At 67.2% G+C, this 15,453-nt stretch carries 25 protein-coding genes; all 25 read right to left on the bottom strand.

The features are described 5' to 3' along the window. A partial coding sequence (panB, locus tag ASG29_RS10115) for a 3-methyl-2-oxobutanoate hydroxymethyltransferase (protein ID WP_055983379.1) occupies positions 1 to 771 on the bottom strand: 771 nt, incomplete at its 3' end. Positions 772 to 793: 22 nt separating this feature from the next. Continuing rightward, positions 794 to 1,216, bottom strand: coding sequence for a hypothetical protein (locus ASG29_RS10110; protein WP_082515897.1), 423 nt, complete (start codon positions 1,214 to 1,216; stop codon positions 794 to 796). 48 nt (positions 1,217 to 1,264) lie between these two features. Beyond that, positions 1,265 to 1,609 carry an ArsC family reductase gene (locus tag ASG29_RS10105; protein WP_055983377.1) on the bottom strand — a complete coding sequence of 115 codons (345 nt, stop codon included), beginning with the start codon at positions 1,607 to 1,609 and terminating at the stop codon, positions 1,265 to 1,267. Next, a complete protein-coding gene (bla, locus tag ASG29_RS10100) occupies positions 1,606 to 2,505 on the bottom strand; it encodes a subclass B3 metallo-beta-lactamase (RefSeq protein WP_235532859.1) in 900 nt (299 codons plus the stop codon). The genes ASG29_RS10105 and bla overlap by 4 nt, the downstream gene beginning before the upstream one ends. A gap of 5 nt (positions 2,506 to 2,510) precedes the next feature. Further along, the gene (gene guaA, locus ASG29_RS10095) at positions 2,511 to 4,064 is read right to left on the bottom strand and encodes a glutamine-hydrolyzing GMP synthase (RefSeq protein WP_055983372.1); all 1,554 of its coding nucleotides are present in this window, start codon (positions 4,062 to 4,064) and stop codon (positions 2,511 to 2,513) included. A 317-nt stretch (positions 4,065 to 4,381) separates the two neighbouring features. After that, positions 4,382 to 4,804 (bottom strand): 50S ribosomal protein L17, encoded by a 423-nt coding sequence (gene rplQ / locus ASG29_RS10090; RefSeq protein ID WP_055983370.1) that lies wholly within the window; start codon positions 4,802 to 4,804, stop codon positions 4,382 to 4,384. Between the two features lie 176 nt (positions 4,805 to 4,980). After that, the gene (locus ASG29_RS10085; protein WP_055983368.1) at positions 4,981 to 6,042 is read right to left on the bottom strand and encodes a DNA-directed RNA polymerase subunit alpha; all 1,062 of its coding nucleotides are present in this window, start codon (positions 6,040 to 6,042) and stop codon (positions 4,981 to 4,983) included. Between the two features lie 98 nt (positions 6,043 to 6,140). Next, positions 6,141 to 6,530, bottom strand: coding sequence for a 30S ribosomal protein S11 (gene rpsK / locus ASG29_RS10080; protein WP_055983365.1), 390 nt, complete (start codon positions 6,528 to 6,530; stop codon positions 6,141 to 6,143). A gap of 86 nt (positions 6,531 to 6,616) precedes the next feature. After that, positions 6,617 to 6,985, bottom strand: a complete 369-nt coding sequence (gene rpsM, locus ASG29_RS10075; RefSeq protein ID WP_055983363.1) for a 30S ribosomal protein S13 — start codon at positions 6,983 to 6,985, stop codon at positions 6,617 to 6,619. Between the two features lie 176 nt (positions 6,986 to 7,161). Beyond that, complete coding sequence (locus tag ASG29_RS10070; RefSeq protein WP_055983361.1) at positions 7,162 to 7,395, bottom strand: hypothetical protein; 234 nt, start codon at positions 7,393 to 7,395, stop codon at positions 7,162 to 7,164. A 4-nt stretch (positions 7,396 to 7,399) separates the two neighbouring features. Beyond that, positions 7,400 to 7,981 (bottom strand): Uma2 family endonuclease, encoded by a 582-nt coding sequence (locus ASG29_RS10065; RefSeq protein WP_055983359.1) that lies wholly within the window; start codon positions 7,979 to 7,981, stop codon positions 7,400 to 7,402. Positions 7,982 to 8,003: 22 nt separating this feature from the next. Continuing rightward, positions 8,004 to 8,648 carry an adenylate kinase gene (locus ASG29_RS10060; RefSeq protein WP_055983357.1) on the bottom strand — a complete coding sequence of 215 codons (645 nt, stop codon included), beginning with the start codon at positions 8,646 to 8,648 and terminating at the stop codon, positions 8,004 to 8,006. A 34-nt stretch (positions 8,649 to 8,682) separates the two neighbouring features. Beyond that, the gene (secY, locus tag ASG29_RS10055; protein ID WP_055983355.1) at positions 8,683 to 10,047 is read right to left on the bottom strand and encodes a preprotein translocase subunit SecY; all 1,365 of its coding nucleotides are present in this window, start codon (positions 10,045 to 10,047) and stop codon (positions 8,683 to 8,685) included. A gap of 188 nt (positions 10,048 to 10,235) precedes the next feature. After that, positions 10,236 to 10,787, bottom strand: a complete 552-nt coding sequence (gene rplO / locus ASG29_RS10050; protein WP_055985405.1) for a 50S ribosomal protein L15 — start codon at positions 10,785 to 10,787, stop codon at positions 10,236 to 10,238. A 96-nt stretch (positions 10,788 to 10,883) separates the two neighbouring features. Continuing rightward, positions 10,884 to 11,063: a 50S ribosomal protein L30 gene (gene rpmD / locus ASG29_RS10045; protein WP_055983353.1), complete on the bottom strand. Its 180-nt coding sequence runs from the start codon at positions 11,061 to 11,063 to the stop codon at positions 10,884 to 10,886. Positions 11,064 to 11,068: 5 nt separating this feature from the next. Next, on the bottom strand, positions 11,069 to 11,878 hold the full coding sequence (gene rpsE, locus ASG29_RS10040; protein ID WP_055983351.1) for a 30S ribosomal protein S5: 810 nt from the start codon (positions 11,876 to 11,878) through the stop codon (positions 11,069 to 11,071). A gap of 2 nt (positions 11,879 to 11,880) precedes the next feature. Continuing rightward, entirely contained in the window at positions 11,881 to 12,231 is a 351-nt protein-coding gene (rplR, locus tag ASG29_RS10035) for a 50S ribosomal protein L18 (RefSeq protein WP_055983349.1), read from the bottom strand. Next, entirely contained in the window at positions 12,228 to 12,761 is a 534-nt protein-coding gene (rplF, locus tag ASG29_RS10030; RefSeq protein WP_055983347.1) for a 50S ribosomal protein L6, read from the bottom strand. The genes rplR and rplF overlap by 4 nt, the downstream gene beginning before the upstream one ends. Further along, the gene (gene rpsH / locus ASG29_RS10025; protein WP_055983345.1) at positions 12,761 to 13,156 is read right to left on the bottom strand and encodes a 30S ribosomal protein S8; all 396 of its coding nucleotides are present in this window, start codon (positions 13,154 to 13,156) and stop codon (positions 12,761 to 12,763) included. The genes rplF and rpsH overlap by 1 nt, the downstream gene beginning before the upstream one ends. Positions 13,157 to 13,166: 10 nt before the next feature. After that, positions 13,167 to 13,472: a 30S ribosomal protein S14 gene (gene rpsN / locus ASG29_RS10020; RefSeq protein ID WP_055983343.1), complete on the bottom strand. Its 306-nt coding sequence runs from the start codon at positions 13,470 to 13,472 to the stop codon at positions 13,167 to 13,169. Between the two features lie 38 nt (positions 13,473 to 13,510). Continuing rightward, positions 13,511 to 14,101, bottom strand: a complete 591-nt coding sequence (rplE, locus tag ASG29_RS10015) for a 50S ribosomal protein L5 (protein WP_055983342.1) — start codon at positions 14,099 to 14,101, stop codon at positions 13,511 to 13,513. Then, positions 14,094 to 14,411: a 50S ribosomal protein L24 gene (rplX, locus tag ASG29_RS10010; protein WP_055983340.1), complete on the bottom strand. Its 318-nt coding sequence runs from the start codon at positions 14,409 to 14,411 to the stop codon at positions 14,094 to 14,096. The genes rplE and rplX overlap by 8 nt, the downstream gene beginning before the upstream one ends. Then, entirely contained in the window at positions 14,411 to 14,779 is a 369-nt protein-coding gene (gene rplN / locus ASG29_RS10005; RefSeq protein WP_055983338.1) for a 50S ribosomal protein L14, read from the bottom strand. Before rplN ends, rplX begins: the two co-directional genes overlap by 1 nt. 177 nt (positions 14,780 to 14,956) lie before the next feature. Beyond that, positions 14,957 to 15,229 (bottom strand): 30S ribosomal protein S17, encoded by a 273-nt coding sequence (gene rpsQ / locus ASG29_RS10000; protein ID WP_055983336.1) that lies wholly within the window; start codon positions 15,227 to 15,229, stop codon positions 14,957 to 14,959. Between the two features lie 13 nt (positions 15,230 to 15,242). Beyond that, on the bottom strand, positions 15,243 to 15,452 hold the full coding sequence (gene rpmC / locus ASG29_RS09995) for a 50S ribosomal protein L29 (protein WP_055983334.1): 210 nt from the start codon (positions 15,450 to 15,452) through the stop codon (positions 15,243 to 15,245). Between the last annotated feature and the right edge of the window lies 1 nt (position 15,453).

The following is a 15,453-nucleotide window of genomic DNA, read 5'->3' as shown; positions in this document are numbered from 1 at the left end:
CCCCGCCATATCGCCATACCGCTTCACGAAGCGCGGGGTGCGTTCGAACATCCCCAGCATGTCCTCCGTCACCAGCACCTGACCATCGCAGTCCGCCGATGCGCCGATCCCGATCGTGGGAATGTCGATCGCTCGCGTGATCTCCACCGCGATCGGTTCCACCACCCCCTCGACCACGATCGCGAACGCGCCCGCCTGCGCCACCGCCGTCGCATCCCCGACGATCTTCGCCGCCTCTTCCGGGCTGCGCCCCCGCGCGCCGTAGCCGCCCAGTGCGTTGACCGCCTGCGGCGTCAGGCCGACATGGCCCATGACGGGAATCCCGCGTTCCGACAGGAAGGCGATCGTGGGCGCCATCACCGCCCCGCCCTCCATCTTCACGGCGGCCGCACCGGTCTGCTTCAGCAGGAAGGACGCGCTGTCGAACGCCTGCTGCGGCGATGCCTCGTAGCTGCCGAAGGGCATGTCGACGACCACCACGGCATGGAAGCTGCCGCGCACCACCGCCGCACCATGGGCCGCCATCATCTCCAGCGTGACCGGGACGGTGGACGGCAGGCCGTAGATCACCTGCCCCAGGCTGTCGCCGACGAGCAGGAGGTCGCAATGCGGGTCCATCAACTGCGCCATGCGGACGGTATAGGCGGTCAGCATCACCAGCGGGTCGCCCCCCTTGCGCCGGCGCACGGCGGGGACGGTCAGGCGCTTCATCGGCGCGGCGACGGGGGTCGCGCGACTGGTGGAGGAATCGATGGTGAAGGTCGTGGACATGATCCGCCCTACCCCGCCCGCGTCATGCGATCCAGCGCCGCGCCGCCGCCCGCCGCGCGAGCCACAGCTGGAACGACGCGACCGCGAGGATCAGCAGCGGGAACGGCACGGTCGCGGCCGCCCCCTTCACCGCGACCAGATCGGTCAGGCCGAGGGCGTAGCCGAACTGCACGACCACCGCGACGAGCGATACGACCGACAGCGGCACCGCGAGCCGCGACCGTGCCAGCAGCGCGATCGCGCCCAGCAGCCCCGCGCCGACCGCCGCCGCGTAGACGAACGCGAACCATGTCGGCAGCGCACGATGGAAGGCGCGGTCGTAGTCGGTCGCCGCGCCCATCGCCTCCGCGCCATAAACGACGTGCGACCATAACGACACGCAGCCCGCGACGCCCCATAGCAACAGCAGGACGGCCACGACGCGAAACCAGAACGGCGACGTCATGCGATGTCTCCCCCTTCTCCCTCCGCGCATCATGCGCCCCCATGGCGATCAGGGAAAGAGGGCGGCGTACCGTTCCGGCGCGAACCCGACCTCCAGCCGGTCGCCGTCGACGAGCACCGGGCGCCTGATCGCGGAGGGGTGCGCGAGCATCAGCGCGATCGCCTTGTCGCGGTCGATGTCGGCGCGGTCGGCGTCGGGCAGCTTGCGGAACGTGGTGCCCGCGCGATTGAGGAGGACCTCCCACCCCAGCCGGTCGACCCAGCCGACAAGCGCGGGTCGATCGACCCCCGCCTTTTTATAATCGTGGAACGCATAGGCGATGCCCCGCGCGTCGAGCCAGGTGCGCGCCTTCTTCACGGTATCGCAATTGGGGATGCCGTACAGCGTCGTCATCGCGCCGTTCCCGCCTGTGCCGCCTTCGCCTGCTTCGCCAGCTCGCGGTCGAAATCGTCGCGGGATTTCAGGACCATCGTGCGCAGCAGGCCGGGAGCGACCAGCGTGCCCGCGCGCTGGCGGGCGAAAACGTCCGCACCTTCGGGATGGGCGGGCAGGACGACGTCGGCGGGGAGCGCGGCCAGGCGCGCGAAGCTGCCGCGAAAATCAGTGACGATCGTGGGATAGCGGCGGTTGCCGATCAGGCGGTTGCCCGCGACCGAAATGCTGCACGGGAAGACCACGTCGCGCGCCCGTCCGCGATCGACGATCCGCATCGTCCACGTCGTGCACCCCGGCGTATGGCCCGGCGTCGCGACCGCGCGCAGCACGACCTTGCCGAGGCGCACGCGGTCGCCGTCGCGGACGCGGCGGTCCACCGTCACGGCCGGGAAGCGGATGATGCCATAGTCGGTTTCCCCGGGCGGCGTCCCGCTTTCCAGCGCGGCGGCGTCGCGGGTGCCCGCCACCACCTTCGCGCCCGTCGCGCGCTTCATCGCGGCGAGCCCGGCGACATGGTCGAAATGCGCGTGGCTGACCAGGATCAGCTTAACCTGCCGCAGCGGCACGCCGCTGGCGACGATGTTGCGCGCGATCGAGGGGACGTTCTGCTCCATCGTCGCGTCGATTAGGATCGCGCCCGCGTCGGTGCGGATCAGATAGGCGGCGAGCCCCTCCGTCCCGACATAGGTGATCGGGCCGATCAGCGGGACCGGCGCGATCGGGCGCGTCCACGACGGGGGGTCGAGCTGCGCCGCGGCGGGCGCGGCGGCGAGAAGCGCGGAGAATGCGGCAGCCCAGCGGCGCGTTGCCGCGCCGAGCGATCGGGGCGAATGGCCCCCGGCCATTCGCGTCATCCCGATCACTCCCATTCGATCGTCCCCGGCGGTTTCGAGGTATAGTCGTAGGTCACGCGGTTGATGCCCTTCACCTCGTTCACGATGCGGGTGGCGACGCGGGGGAGGAAGTCGCCCGGGAACTGGAACGCCTGCGCCGTCATGCCGTCGGTCGAGGTCACCGCGCGCAGCGCCAGCACGTTGTCGTACGTCCGCCCGTCGCCCATCACGCCGACCGAGCGGACGGGCAGCAGCACCGCGAACGCCTGCCAGATCGTGTCGTACAGACCCGCGGTGCGGATCTCCTCCAGGTAGATCGCGTCCGCCTTGCGCAGGATGTCGCAGCGTTCCTTCGTCACTTCGCCGGGGATGCGGATGGCGAGGCCGGGGCCGGGGAACGGGTGGCGGCCGACGAACACCTCCGGCAGGCCCAGCTCGCGGCCCAGCGCACGGACCTCGTCCTTGAACAATTCGCGCAAGGGCTCGACCAGCTTCATGTTCATGCGTTCGGGCAGGCCGCCGACATTGTGGTGGCTCTTGATCGTCACGCTCGGCCCGCCGGTGAAGCTGACGCTTTCGATCACGTCGGGATACAGCGTCCCCTGCGCCAGGAAATCGGCGCCGCCGATCTTGCGCGCCTCCTCCTCGAACACCTCGATGAAGGTCCTGCCGATGAACTTGCGCTTCGCCTCCGGGTCGGTGACGCCGGCGAGGCCGTTCAGGAACAGCGCCTCCGCCTCCACATGCACCAATGGGATGTTGTAGGCGCCGCGGAAGAGGCCGACGACCTGCTCGCTCTCCCCGGCGCGCATCAGGCCATGGTCGACGTAGACGCAGGTCAGCTGCTCGCCGATCGCCTCGTGGATCAGCACTGCGGCGACCGCCGAATCGACCCCGCCGGACAGGCCGCAGATGACGCGGCCGGTGCCGACCTGCGCGCGAATCTCCGCGATCTTCACGTCGCGGAACTCCGCCATCGTCCAGTCGCCCGACAGGCCGCAGACATGGCGCGCGAAATTCGCGATCAGCCGGCCGCCGTCGGGGGTGTGGACGACCTCCGGGTGGAATTGCATCCCGTAATAGCGTCGCGCCTCGTCCGCGATGATCGCGAAGGGCGCGCCGGGCGAGGAGGCGACGGGACGGAAGCCGGGGGCGAGTTCGGTCACCTTGTCGCCGTGGCTCATCCACACCTGATGCCGCTCGCCCTCCTGCCACAGCGCATCGAACAGACCGCATCCGCCGTCGACGTCGACATAGGCGGAGCCGAACTCGCCGGAATTGCCCTTCTCCACGCGCCCGCCCAGTTGCGCGTTCATCACCTGCTGCCCGTAGCAGATGCCCAGGATCGGCACGCCCGAATCGAACACGCCCTGCGGCGCGCGCGGGCTGTCGTCGTCGACGACGGAGGCGGGGCCGCCGGACAGGATCACTCCCTTCGGCCGCATCCGCGCGAACGCCTCCGCCGCGGACTGGAACGGCGCGATCTCGCTGTAGACCCCCGCCTCGCGCACGCGGCGCGCGATCAACTGGGTCACCTGGCTGCCGAAATCGACGATGAGGATGCTGTCGGGATGCTCCATGGGGGGGCTGTAGCGGCTCCTTGTAGGCGTTGGAAGGTGCGGACTGGCACGGCGAATGTTGCGAATGTTGAGGCGCCGACGCGGTTCTGCACCACGGTCGAGGGAGGGCGGAAGGTCATGAAAGGTCGCACGCTCGCCGGGGCGGCGCGCACGTTGGGCGGGGCGGGGATGAGAAAGACGATCGACCGATACCGGTCGCAGCCCGTGTAGGAAAGCCGGACGTCCGGCCGTGGCCGCGTCGTCATCGGCGCGCCGATACGAAAAGGGCCGCTCCATTGCTGGAGCGGCCCCTTCGTTCGGCTTCGATCCGGCGCGACTTATGCCGCCTCGTCGAAATCCTCGTCCGACATCACCGGGCCCGAATCCTGGCCCTTCGCGCTGACGTCGCGATCGACGAATTCGATGATCGCCATCGGCGACGCGTCCGACATGCGGATGCCCGCCTTGATGACGCGGGTGTAGCCGCCGTTGCGCGAAGCGTAGCGCTCCGCCAGCACGTCGAACAGCTTCACCAGCTGCACATCGTCCAGCAGGCGGGCGTGCGCCAGGCGGCGGTTGGACAGGCCGCCCTTCTTCGCCAGCGTGATGAGCTTCTCGATATACGGACGCAGCTCCTTCGCCTTGGCGACGGTGGTCGTGATCTGCTCATGCTTGATGAGCGCGGCCGACATGTTGCGGAACAGGGCCTGACGGTGGGCCGAGGTCCGTTGCAGCTTCCGGCCGCCGACGCGATGACGCATGATAATTCCTTCTCGTTCGTCAGGGGGCCGTTTGACGGAAACCCCGGGACAGGTGGGGACGTACGGGAGCCCACCCTGTCATCGTCATCCCAGCGATCGCTGGGATCTCCCCTCGAGAGAAACCGTCCCCGCCGCACGAAACCCCAGCTTTCGCTGGGGTGACGACGGGCGGCGGCTCAGCCCATTATCTCTTGTTCCAGCTTCTTGGCCACTTCCTCGATGTTCTCGGGCGGCCAGCCGGGGATTTCCATGCCCAGCCGCAGCCCCATCGAGGACAGCACTTCCTTGATCTCGTTCAGCGACTTGCGACCGAAATTCGGGGTGCGCAGCATCTCGGCCTCGGTCTTTCCGACCAGATCGCCGATATAGATGATGTTGTCGTTCTTCAGGCAGTTCGCCGACCGCACCGACAGCTCCAGCTCGTCCACCTTCTTCAGGAGGTAACGGTTGATCTGCGCGGTGTCGCCCGGGGCCTCGCCCGCCGACGACGGCGCCGCGACCCCGACCGGGGCCGAGCGCGTGATCGAGGAATCGTCGAAGTGGACGAACAGCGCCAGCTGGTCCTGGAGGATGCGACCGGCATAGCCCAGCGCGTCCTCCGGCGTGACCGTGCCGTCGGTCTCGACCGTCAGCGTCAGCTTGTCGTAATCCAGGTCCTGCCCGACGCGGGTCGGATCGACCTTGTACGACACCTGGCGTACCGGCGAGTATAGCGCGTCGACCGGGATCAGGCCGATCGGCGCATCCGCCGGGCGGTTGGCGACCGCCGCGACATAGCCCTTACCGACGTCCGCGGTCAGTTCCATGTTCAGCGTCGCGCCCTCGTCCAGGTGACAGATCACCAGTTCGGGGTTCTTGATCTCGATATCGCCCGACACCGCGATGTCGCCCGCCTTCACCTCGGCCGGGCCGGTGGCGGACAGCTGGAGCCGCTTGGGCCCCTCGCCCTGCATCGCGATCGCGATCTGCTTCACGTTCAGCACGATGTCGGTCACGTCCTCGCGGACGCCCGCCAGGCTGCTGAATTCGTGCAGCACGTTCTCGATCTTGATCGAGGTGACCGCCGCGCCCTGAAGGCTCGACAGCAGAACGCGGCGCAGCGCGTTACCGAGCGTCAGGCCGAAGCCACGCTCCAGCGGCTCGGCGACGAACGTCGCCTTGCGCTTGCCATCGCCGCTCTTCTTTTCGAGGCCGTTGGGCTTCTTCAGTTCCTGCCAGTTCTTCGCGTTCACAGACAAGATCTCGTCCCCTGAAATTGGGCGGCGCGTCGGCACGCTTCCCGCCGGGTAGAAACAGGACGCGCACCGCTCGTCAGCGGTGCGCTGAGAACATCACGTCAGACGCGACGGCGCTTCGACGGGCGCACGCCGTTGTGCGGGATCGAGGTCACGTCGCGGATCGACGTGATCTGGAAGCCCACCGCCTGGAGCGCACGAAGCGCCGATTCGCGACCCGAACCCGGGCCCTTGACCTCGACCTCGATCGTGCGGACGCCATGCTCGGCGGCCTTCTTGCCCGCGTCCTCCGCGGCGACCTGCGCGGCGTAGGGCGTCGACTTGCGCGACCCCTTGAAGCCCATCATGCCGGCCGACGACCAGCTGATCGTGTTGCCCTGCGCGTCGGTGATCGTAATCATCGTGTTGTTGAAGCTGGCGTTCACGTGCGCGACGCCGGAGGTGATGTTCTTGCGTTCGCGCCGACGAAGGCGCTGCGGTGCCTGAGCCATATGGTATTCCTGACCTTTTCTTTCAACGCGGTCGGGAGGCTGCCTGCCTGCCACCGACCGCGACGGGAGAAGTTAAGCGCTGACGCCTACTTCTTCTTGCCGGCGATCGGCTTCGCCTTGCCCTTGCGGGTGCGCGCGTTGGTGTGCGTGCGCTGGCCGCGGACCGGCAGGCCCTTGCGATGGCGCAGGCCGCGATAGCAGGCCAGGTCCATCAGCCGCTTGATGTTCATCGCGGTCTGGCGGCGCAGGTCGCCTTCCACCGTGTAGCTGGCGTCGATCGCCTCGCGGATCTGGAGGACCTCCTGATCGGTCAGGTCCTGCACGCGGCGCGCGGGCTCGATCGACAGCTTCTCGGTGATTTCCTTGGCCTTGGTCGGGCCGATGCCGTGGATATAGGTCAGCGCGATCACCACGCGCTTGTTGGTCGGGATGTTCACACCCGCGATACGTGCCATGAAATTTTTCTCCTCTGCTCCACGGGATGCGGCATGGCGCGCACATCCCATCTCACCGCATTGCGTCCTTCCGATTCGCCCTTCCCCTAACGCATGCGCGCGGCGCGCGCACAAGGGCGCCGCCGGGGAGGAGGTCTATCGGAAGAGCGAGCGGTTAGGCGCGCGCGAACCACGAGTCAAGCGATCGGTTCCCATCGCTTGCGCGCGATCCACCACCGCCTGAGCGCGACGACGAACCAGATCAGCTCGACCGCACCGAACGGCCACGCGCCCTGAAGGAAGCCGTAGGCCGAGCCCATCAGGCAGCCGAGCGCGAACAGCAGCGTCCAGAACGGCGCGCGCTCCTCCAGCACATAGCACACGAGCATGAACGTGACCGCGAACAGGCCGAAGGCGGTCAGCGCGTCCATGCGATCAGCTCAGGCGCGCGGTATCGACGACGAGGTCGGGGATCGTGACGGCAGCGATCGTGTCGCCGAACGCGAACTCGGTCTGTGCCGTATAGGCTTCGTCCTCGGGTGCGTGGAAGCACAGGATGCGGCGGCCGGCGACGTCCGCGACCCAATATTCGGGGACGCCGGTGCGGGCATAAAGCCGCAACTTGCGGCCCAGGTCGTGCCGCAGGGAGGAGGCGGAGACTTCGACGACGAGGCGGACGGTGGCGGCGGTGACGAAATCCTGGTCCGTGTCGTCCTTCAGTGCCAGGACGATGTCTGCTTCCGGCAGGCTGTGCGGATCGAGCCTGGCGGAGACGGGGGTAAGCGCCTCGATCTCCGCAACCGCATCGGCAGCCAGACCAACCGCGATCGTCAATTGCATGAGCGTCCGCGCATGGGGAACGTGGAGCGGCGCCATCTCGAATATTTCCCCGTCGATCAGTTCGACGCGCCCGACGTCCTTGAAGAAGCCAGCCTCGTCGAGTGCCAGGAACTCCTCGACCGTGATGCGATGCACCACGGGTTCACGATGGATCGCCAGCGCCTGCTCGTTGCCCATGCCCGATCTATATCACGCCGGATCAGCGACCGTCCAGAATCGCCCCGATCGCGGCGGTGACCGTGCCGATGTCGGCCATGCCGTCGACGCGCTTGACCAGGCCGCGCGCTTCGTAGCCCGGCAGGATCGGCGCGGTCTTCGCGCGATATTCGGTCATGCGGGTGCGCACGGTTTCCTCGTTGTCGTCCGGCCGCCGCTTGAAATCGTGCGCGCCGCAGACGTCGCAGACGCCTTCGACCTTCGGCCGGTTGAAGCGGTCGTGATAGCCAGCGCCGCAATTGCCGCAGGTGAAGCGGCCGACGATCCGCTCGACCAGCGCGTCCTCGTCCACCGTCAGTTCGATGACATGGTCCAGCTTCTGGCCGCGCTCGTCCAGCAGCAGGTCGAGCGCGTCGGCCTGCGCCGCGGTGCGCGGATAGCCGTCGAAGATCGCGCCGGTCCCGGTGCCCTGGTCCATCCGCTCGCCGATCAGCGCGGACACGATGGCGTCGGACACCAGCTCGCCCGCTTCCATCACGGCCTTCGCCTGCAAGCCGACGGGCGTCCCCGCCTTCACCGCGGCGCGCAGCATGTCGCCGGTCGACAATTGCACCATGCCGCGATCGCCCAGCCGCTGCGCCTGCGTGCCCTTGCCGGCACCCGGCGGCCCAAGGAGGATGATGTTCACGTGTCTCTCCCCAAATCCCGTAGCAGCCGCGCGATCAGCGGCGGCGCGCGCCCTTCAGCTTCGCCTTCTTGATGAGGTCGCCATATTGGTGCGCCAGCAGGTGCGACTGGATCTGCGTCACCGTATCCATCGTGACGTTCACGACGATCAGCAGGCTGGTCCCGCCCAGATAGAAGGGGATCGACAGCGCCGACACCAGATATTCGGGCACGATGCAGATGAAGGTCAGATACGCCGCGCCGACGACGGTGATGCGCGTCAGGACGTAATCGAAATACGTTTCCGTGTTCTTGCCCGGGCGAATGCCGGGGATGAACCCGCCGTAGCGCTTCAGATTCTCCGCCGTCTCCTCCGGATTGAACACCACCGCGGTGTAGAAGAAGGAGAAGAAGATGATGCCCGCGGCGTAGAGCGCCATGTACACGGGCGAGCCGTGCTGGAGATACTGGTTCAGCGAGATCAGCAGGTCGCCGCCCCAGCTTTCGCCCGACACGCGATTGCCCGCGAACTGCGTGATCGTCAGCGGCAGCAGCAGCAGCGACGAGGCGAAGATCGGCGGGATTACGCCCGCGGTGTTCAGCTTCAGCGGCAGGTGGCTGCGATCCGCCTGCATCCCGCGCTGCGTCTGGCGCTTGGGATATTGGATCAGGATGCGGCGCTGCGCGCGCTCCATGAAGCAGATCAGCAGGATCAGGCCGATGACGACGACCGCGATCGCGATGATGATGACCGGGCTGGTCGAGCCCGAGCGCCCGCCCTCCAGCAGGTTCACCAGCGTGGTCGGGAGGTGCGCGACGATGCCGGCCATGATGATGAGCGAGATGCCGTTGCCGATGCCGCGGCTGGTGATCTGCTCGCCCAGCCACATCAGGAACATCGTGCCGCCGATCAGCGACACCACCGCGCCGACGCGGAACAAGGTGCCCGGCTGGATCACCGCCTGCACCCCCGCGGTCGCGCCGAAGCTCTCGAGCCCGACCGCGATGAAATACCCCTGGATCGCGGTCAGCGCGACCGTGCCGTAGCGGGTATATTGGTTCAGCTTCTTGCGGCCGCTCTCGCCTTCCTTCTTGATCGCGGCGAGCTGCGGCGACAGCGAGGTCGCCAGCTGCACCACGATCGAGGCGGTGATGTACGGCATCACGCCCAGCGCGATCAGGCTCATGCGGGTCAGCGCACCGCCCGAAAAGGTGTTGAAGAAATCCAGGACGCCGCCCTGCGTCTGGTTCGCCAGCATCCCCAGCGCGGTCGGATCGACGCCCGGCAGCGGCACGTAGGACAGCATGCGGAAGACGATCAGCGCACCGATCGTGAACCACAGCCGCTTCTTGAGATCGGTCGCCTTCGCGAATTTCGCGAGGCTCAGGCTACTCGCCATCTGGTCGGCTGCGGATGCCATGCGTTGTGAAGTCCTGGAAAACGAGAACGGCGGGATGCGCTGTAACCCGCCCCGCCGCTCATATAGGCGCGCGACGCGCCTTGTCTAATGGCCGAGCTGCAAACCTGCCTCCGTTCTGGCCGGGCGACGTCGAAGCCCATGCGCTACGCATGTCCGTCGACGTCGCTCGGGACGAACGGAGTGTCGCCTCAGGCCTTCGCCGCGGCCTGCTTCTCGGTCTTGGCCTCGGCCTTCGCCTTCTGCACCACGCGATGCTTGGCCTTCGCCTTCTCCGCGGCCGGGACGATCTCGGGCACGGTCACGGTGCCGCCGGCCTTCTCGACCGCCTCGCGCGCACCGGCGGACACGCCGGCGACGGTGAAGTTCAGCTTCGCCGAGAAATCGCCCTTGCCCAGCAGGCGGACGCCGTCCTTGCCGCCGCGCGCCAGGCCCGCGGCCTTCAGCGCCGCATGGTCGATGTCGCTGCCCGACAGCTTGCCCGCATCGACCGCGATCTGGATCGCGCCCAAGTTCACCTCAGCATAATCCTTGGCGAAGATGTTGTTGAAGCCGCGCTTCGGCAACCGCATGTGGAGCGGCATCTGGCCGCCCTCGAAGCCGGCGATGGACACGCCCTCGCGGCTCTTCTGGCCCTTCTGGCCGCGACCGCCGGTCTTGCCCTTGCCGGAACCGATGCCGCGTCCGACGCGGATCTTCGACTTGCGGGCGCCCGCATTGTCGCGGAGTTCGTTCAGCTTCATGATATGCACTCGCTTTCGCTTATTTCGCGCCGATGGAAATGAGGAAGGGGGCCGTTAGCCCCCTTCCCCGTATTTGTCACTAGCCGGCAGGAAGGCTCAGCCCTCCAGGACCTCGACCATATGATGCACCTTGCGGATCATGCCGCGGACCTCGGGGCTGTCCTCCAGCTCCGACACCCGGTGCATCTTGTTCAGCCCCAGGCCGATCAGCGTCGCGCGCTGGTCCCCGGTGCGGCGGATCGGCGAACCGGTCTGCTTGATCTTGATGGTCGCCATCTGTCTTACTCCGTGATCGCCGCGGCGTCCGCCTCGACGGTCTGCGTATCGGCGCCGTGACCGCGACCCAGCAGGTCCGCGATCTTCTTGCCGCGACGCTGCGCCACCGACTTCGGGCTGGTCTGCTCGCCCAGCGCCTCGAACGTCGCCCGAATCATGTTGTACGGGTTCGACGTGCCGATCGACTTCGTCACGACGTCCGCGACGCCGAGCGATTCGAACACGGCCCGCATCGGACCGCCCGCGATGATGCCGGTGCCCTGCGGCGCCGACCGGACGTGCACCCGGCCCGCGCCGAAGTGACCGTTGCCGTCGTGATGGAGCGTACGCCCATCCTTCAGCGGCACGCGGACCATCTTCTTCTTCGCCGCGGCGGTCGCCTTCGAGATCGCCTCCGGGACCTCGCGCGCCTTGCCGTGGCCGAAGCCGACGCGGCCCTTCCCGTCGCCCACGACGACCAGCGCCGCGAAGCCGAAGCGCTTGCCGCCCTTCACCGTCTTGGACACGCGGTTGATGTGGACCAGCTTCTCGATCAGCTCCTCGCCGCCGTCGTCGCTGCCCGGACCGCCGCGACGATCGTCACGACGCCCGCCGCGATTGCCACCGGGGCCGCCGCGATTGCCGCCGCCGGGGCCACCGCGACCACGGCCACCGCCGCCGCCGCCGGGACCACCGCGACCGCGACCGCCGCCGCCGCCGCCGTAACCGCCACCACCGCCGCCGCCGGCATAGCCGCCGCCTTCGGTCGGAGCCGCCGCGGGTGCGGCGGTCGCTGCGGCATCGGCCGCGGGCTGAGTGTTGTTGTCGTCAGCCATCTTTAGAACTCCAGTCCGGCTTCACGAGCCGCCTCGGCTAGCGCCTTGACGCGGCCGTGGAAGAGGAAGCCGCCGCGGTCGAAGACCACCTGCGTCACGCCGGCCGCCTTCGCGGCCTCGGCCACGCGCTTGCCGACCTCGGTGGCGGCGGCGACGTTGGACGTCGCGCCGTCATGCCCGGCCAGCGTGGACGCCGATGCCAGCGTACGCCCCTGCGCATCGTCGATGACCTGCGCGTAGATGTGCTTGCCCGAACGATGCACGGACAGCCGCGGACGCGTGCCCGACCGCGCACGAAGCGAGGTACGGTTGCGACGACGCCGCTTCTCGAAAAGCGAAAGGCCCTTGCTCACTTCTTCTTCCCTTCCTTGCGGAAGATGAACTCGCCGGCGTACTTGATGCCCTTGCCCTTGTACGGCTCGGGCTTGCGCCACTGACGGATCTCCGCGGCCAGCTGGCCTACCTTCTGCTTGTCGGCGCCCGAGATTTCCACGGTCGTCGCGTCGGGCGTCTTCACCTCGATGCCTTCCGGCACGTCGATGTTGACGTCGTGGCTGTAGCCCAGCTGGAGCTTCAGGTTGCGGCCCTGCGCGGCGGCACGATAGCCGACGCCGGTGATGAGCAGCTTCTTCGTGAAGCCGTCGGTCACGCCGGTCACCAGGTTCTGCACCATCGTGCGCTGCATGCCCCAGAAGGCGCGCGCGCGCTTCGTGTCGTTGGCGGGCTGCACCGAGATGCTGCCGTCCTCCAGCGTGTAGCTGATCTCGTCACGCATCGGCATGGTCAGGGTGCCCTTGGGCCCCTTCACGCTGATGATGCCGCCGTCGATGCTGGGGGTGACCCCGGCCGGAACGGGAACCGGCTTCTTGCCAATGCGGCTCATCAGAACACCTCCGCGAGCACTTCGCCGCCGACGTTCTGTTCGCGCGCTTCCGCGTCGGACAGGACACCGCGGGGCGTCGAGACGATCGTGATACCCAGGCCGTTCATCACGCGCGGCAGCGACTGGCTGCCCGAATAGATGCGGCGGCCGGGCTTCGAGACGCGCGCGACATGCTTGATCGCGGGCTGGCCCTCGAAATACTTCAGCTCGATGCGGACGCCCTTCACGGGGCCCATCTCTTCCTCGCTGTAGCCGCGGATATAGCCCTCGCGCTGGAGCACGTCGAGGACGAGCACGCGCAGCTTGCTGGCGGGCGAGAGGACGCTGTCCTTCTTCGCGCGCTGGCCGTTGCGGATGCGGGTGAGCAGGTCACCCAGGGGATCGGTCACTGCCATTGTCGTGTCCTTACCAGCTCGACTTCGTGAGGCCGGGGATCAGGCCCTTGTTGGCCAGATCGCGCAGCATCACGCGGGCGAGGCGGAACTTGCGATAATAGGCGCGCGGACGGCCCGTGATCTCGCAGCGGTTGCGCACGCGCGTCGGGTTCGAATTGCGCGGCAACTCGGCCATCTTGAGACGCGCCATCAGGCGATCGGTCTCGTCGACGCTCTCGTCGTTCGCAATCGCCTTCAGCTTCGCCCACTTGGGCGCATATTGCTTCACGAGCCGCTTGCGGCGCTCGTTCTTGTTCACGGAACTCAGTTTCGCCATGGACTTAAGCTCTCTTTATCAGACCAGGAGGAAAGCGGTCATGCCGCCTTCTTCTCTTCGGTCGCTTCATCCTCGATCGGGAACGGGAAGCCGAACAGGCGCAGCAGCTCGCGCGCCTCGTCGTCGGTCTTCGCCGTGGTCGTCACGATCACGTCCATGCCGCGCACCTTGTCGATGCGGTCATAGTTGATCTCGGGGAACACGATCTGCTCCTTGATGCCGCAGGCGTAATTGCCGCGACCGTCGAAGGACTTCGGGTTCAGCCCGCGGAAATCGCGGACGCGGGGAAGCGCGATCGTGATGAAGCGGTCGAGGAACTCGTACATCCGCTCCCGGCGAAGGGTGACCTTCACGCCGATCGGCATGCCCTCGCGCAGCTTGAACTGCGCGATCGACTTCTTCGCCTTCGTCACGACCGGCTTCTGGCCGGCGATCAGCTCCATCTCGGACGCCGCCTGCTCGACCTTCTTCTTGTCCTGGGTCGCCTCGCCGACGCCCATGTTCAGGACGATCTTGTCGATCCGGGGGATCTCCATGACGTTCTTGTACCCGAACTTCTCGGTCATCGCGGCGACGATCTTGTCGTCGTAGATGCCCTTCATCCGGGGCTTGTATGCGGCATCAGCCATCGATCTTGCTCCCGGTCTTGACGGCCACGCGGACCTTCTTGCCGTCCTGCGTCTCGAAACGGACGCGGGTGGGCTTGCCGTCGGCGGTCACGTGCGCGACCTTGCTGACGTGCAGCGGCGCCTCGATCTTCTCCAGCCCGCCCTGCGGATTGGACTGATCGGGCTTGCGGTGGCGCGTCGCGACGTTGACGCCGCCGACGATGACCTTGCCGTCCTTCGGCATCGCCTGGGTCACGGTACCGGTCTTGCCCTTGTCCTTGCCGGACAGGACGATGACCTGGTCGCCCTTCTTGATCTTCGCAGCGGCCATCACAGCACCTCCGGAGCGAGCGAAATCACCTTCATGTGCCCCTTGGCGCGCAGTTCGCGCACGACGGGGCCGAAGATACGGGTGCCGATCGGCTCCTCGTTCTTGTTCACGAGCACCGCGGCGTTCGAATCGAAGCGAATCACCGACCCGTCGGCGCGGCGGATGTCCTTCGCCGTACGCACGATGACGGCACGGTGCACGTCGCCCTTCTTCACCTTGCCGCGCGGCTGTGCTTCCTTGACGCTGACGACGATGATGTCGCCGACGCCGGCCACGCGGCGCTTCGAGCCGCCCAGCACCTTGATGCACTGCACCCGCTTCGCGCCGCTGTTGTCAGCGACCTCGAGATTGGACTGCATCTGGATCATCGATCCGATTCCTTCTCACCTTGGGGTGGATTTCTGACCCAGCCCCGCCTTGTTGCGACCCCTGCCCCACCAGCCGTTCGGGCTGAGCGAAGTCGAAGCCGATGCTCGACGGTCGGCGCATACCCTTCGACTTCGCTCAGGGCGAACGGGGGTAGCGCCGAACCTTACGCCGACGCGTTATGCGTCGACGTCGACCCGCTCCGGCGTCGCGTGGGTGTTCACCCGCTCGATCACCTTCCAGGTCTTCAGCCGGCTGATCGGCGCGGTCTCTTCGATCCGCACGGTCTCGCCCTGCTTGTACTCGTTGCCCTCGTCATGGGCGTGATACTTCTTCGAGCGGCGGATGATCTTGCCGTAGAGCGGGTGCTTGACCTTGCGCTCCACGTTCACGACCACCGTCTTCTCGCCCTTGTCCGAGACGATCAGCCCCGTCAGCACGCGCTTCGGCATGTCTATCGTCCTCTTACTTCGCCGCCGAGGCAGCGCGGGCTGCCTGGGCGGTCTTGATGCGGGCGATATCCTTGCGGACCTCGCGGACGCGGCTCGGCTTTTCGAGCTGGTTCGTCGCGGCCTGGAAGCGCAGGTTGAACTGCTCGCGCTTCAGGTTGCCCAGATTCTCCGACAACTGGTCGTCGGTCTGGCCGGCGATGTCGATCTTCGCATTCTTCGCCATG

This window comes from Sphingomonas sp. Leaf412 (assembly GCF_001425405.1).
Classification (GTDB): Bacteria; Pseudomonadota; Alphaproteobacteria; order Sphingomonadales; family Sphingomonadaceae; genus Sphingomonas.
Note: the sequence above shows the minus strand (reverse complement) of the source record. Positions and strands in the feature narration are given on the sequence as shown.

Coding starts and splice junctions, on each gene's coding strand:
- rpsH (WP_055983345.1), bottom strand. CDS start 13,156: ATGGCAGTGACCGATCCCCTGGGTGACCTGCTCACCCGCATCCGCAAC.
- rplQ (WP_055983370.1), bottom strand. CDS start 4,804: ATGCGTCATCGCGTCGGCGGCCGGAAGCTGCAACGGACCTCGGCCCAC.
- bla (WP_235532859.1), bottom strand. CDS start 2,505: ATGACGCGAATGGCCGGGGGCCATTCGCCCCGATCGCTCGGCGCGGCA.
- rpsN (WP_055983343.1), bottom strand. CDS start 13,472: ATGGCGAAACTGAGTTCCGTGAACAAGAACGAGCGCCGCAAGCGGCTC.
- rplO (WP_055985405.1), bottom strand. CDS start 10,787: ATGAAGCTGAACGAACTCCGCGACAATGCGGGCGCCCGCAAGTCGAAG.
- ASG29_RS10110 (WP_082515897.1), bottom strand. CDS start 1,216: ATGACGTCGCCGTTCTGGTTTCGCGTCGTGGCCGTCCTGCTGTTGCTA.
- rpmD (WP_055983353.1), bottom strand. CDS start 11,063: ATGGCGACCATCAAGATCAAGCAGACCGGTTCGCCGATCCGCCGCACC.
- rpmC (WP_055983334.1), bottom strand. CDS start 15,452: ATGGCGAAGAATGCGAAGATCGACATCGCCGGCCAGACCGACGACCAG.
- rpsQ (WP_055983336.1), bottom strand. CDS start 15,229: ATGCCGAAGCGCGTGCTGACGGGGCTGATCGTCTCGGACAAGGGCGAG.
- rpsM (WP_055983363.1), bottom strand. CDS start 6,985: ATGGCACGTATCGCGGGTGTGAACATCCCGACCAACAAGCGCGTGGTG.
- ASG29_RS10070 (WP_055983361.1), bottom strand. CDS start 7,395: ATGGACGCGCTGACCGCCTTCGGCCTGTTCGCGGTCACGTTCATGCTC.
- secY (WP_055983355.1), bottom strand. CDS start 10,047: ATGGCATCCGCAGCCGACCAGATGGCGAGTAGCCTGAGCCTCGCGAAA.
- rplF (WP_055983347.1), bottom strand. CDS start 12,761: ATGAGCCGCATTGGCAAGAAGCCGGTTCCCGTTCCGGCCGGGGTCACC.
- rpsK (WP_055983365.1), bottom strand. CDS start 6,530: ATGGCTCAGGCACCGCAGCGCCTTCGTCGGCGCGAACGCAAGAACATC.
- ASG29_RS10105 (WP_055983377.1), bottom strand. CDS start 1,609: ATGACGACGCTGTACGGCATCCCCAATTGCGATACCGTGAAGAAGGCG.
- rplN (WP_055983338.1), bottom strand. CDS start 14,779: ATGATCCAGATGCAGTCCAATCTCGAGGTCGCTGACAACAGCGGCGCG.
- rplX (WP_055983340.1), bottom strand. CDS start 14,411: ATGGCCGCTGCGAAGATCAAGAAGGGCGACCAGGTCATCGTCCTGTCC.
- rplE (WP_055983342.1), bottom strand. CDS start 14,101: ATGGCTGATGCCGCATACAAGCCCCGGATGAAGGGCATCTACGACGAC.
- rpsE (WP_055983351.1), bottom strand. CDS start 11,878: ATGGCTGACGACAACAACACTCAGCCCGCGGCCGATGCCGCAGCGACC.
- ASG29_RS10065 (WP_055983359.1), bottom strand. CDS start 7,981: ATGGGCAACGAGCAGGCGCTGGCGATCCATCGTGAACCCGTGGTGCAT.
- guaA (WP_055983372.1), bottom strand. CDS start 4,064: ATGGAGCATCCCGACAGCATCCTCATCGTCGATTTCGGCAGCCAGGTG.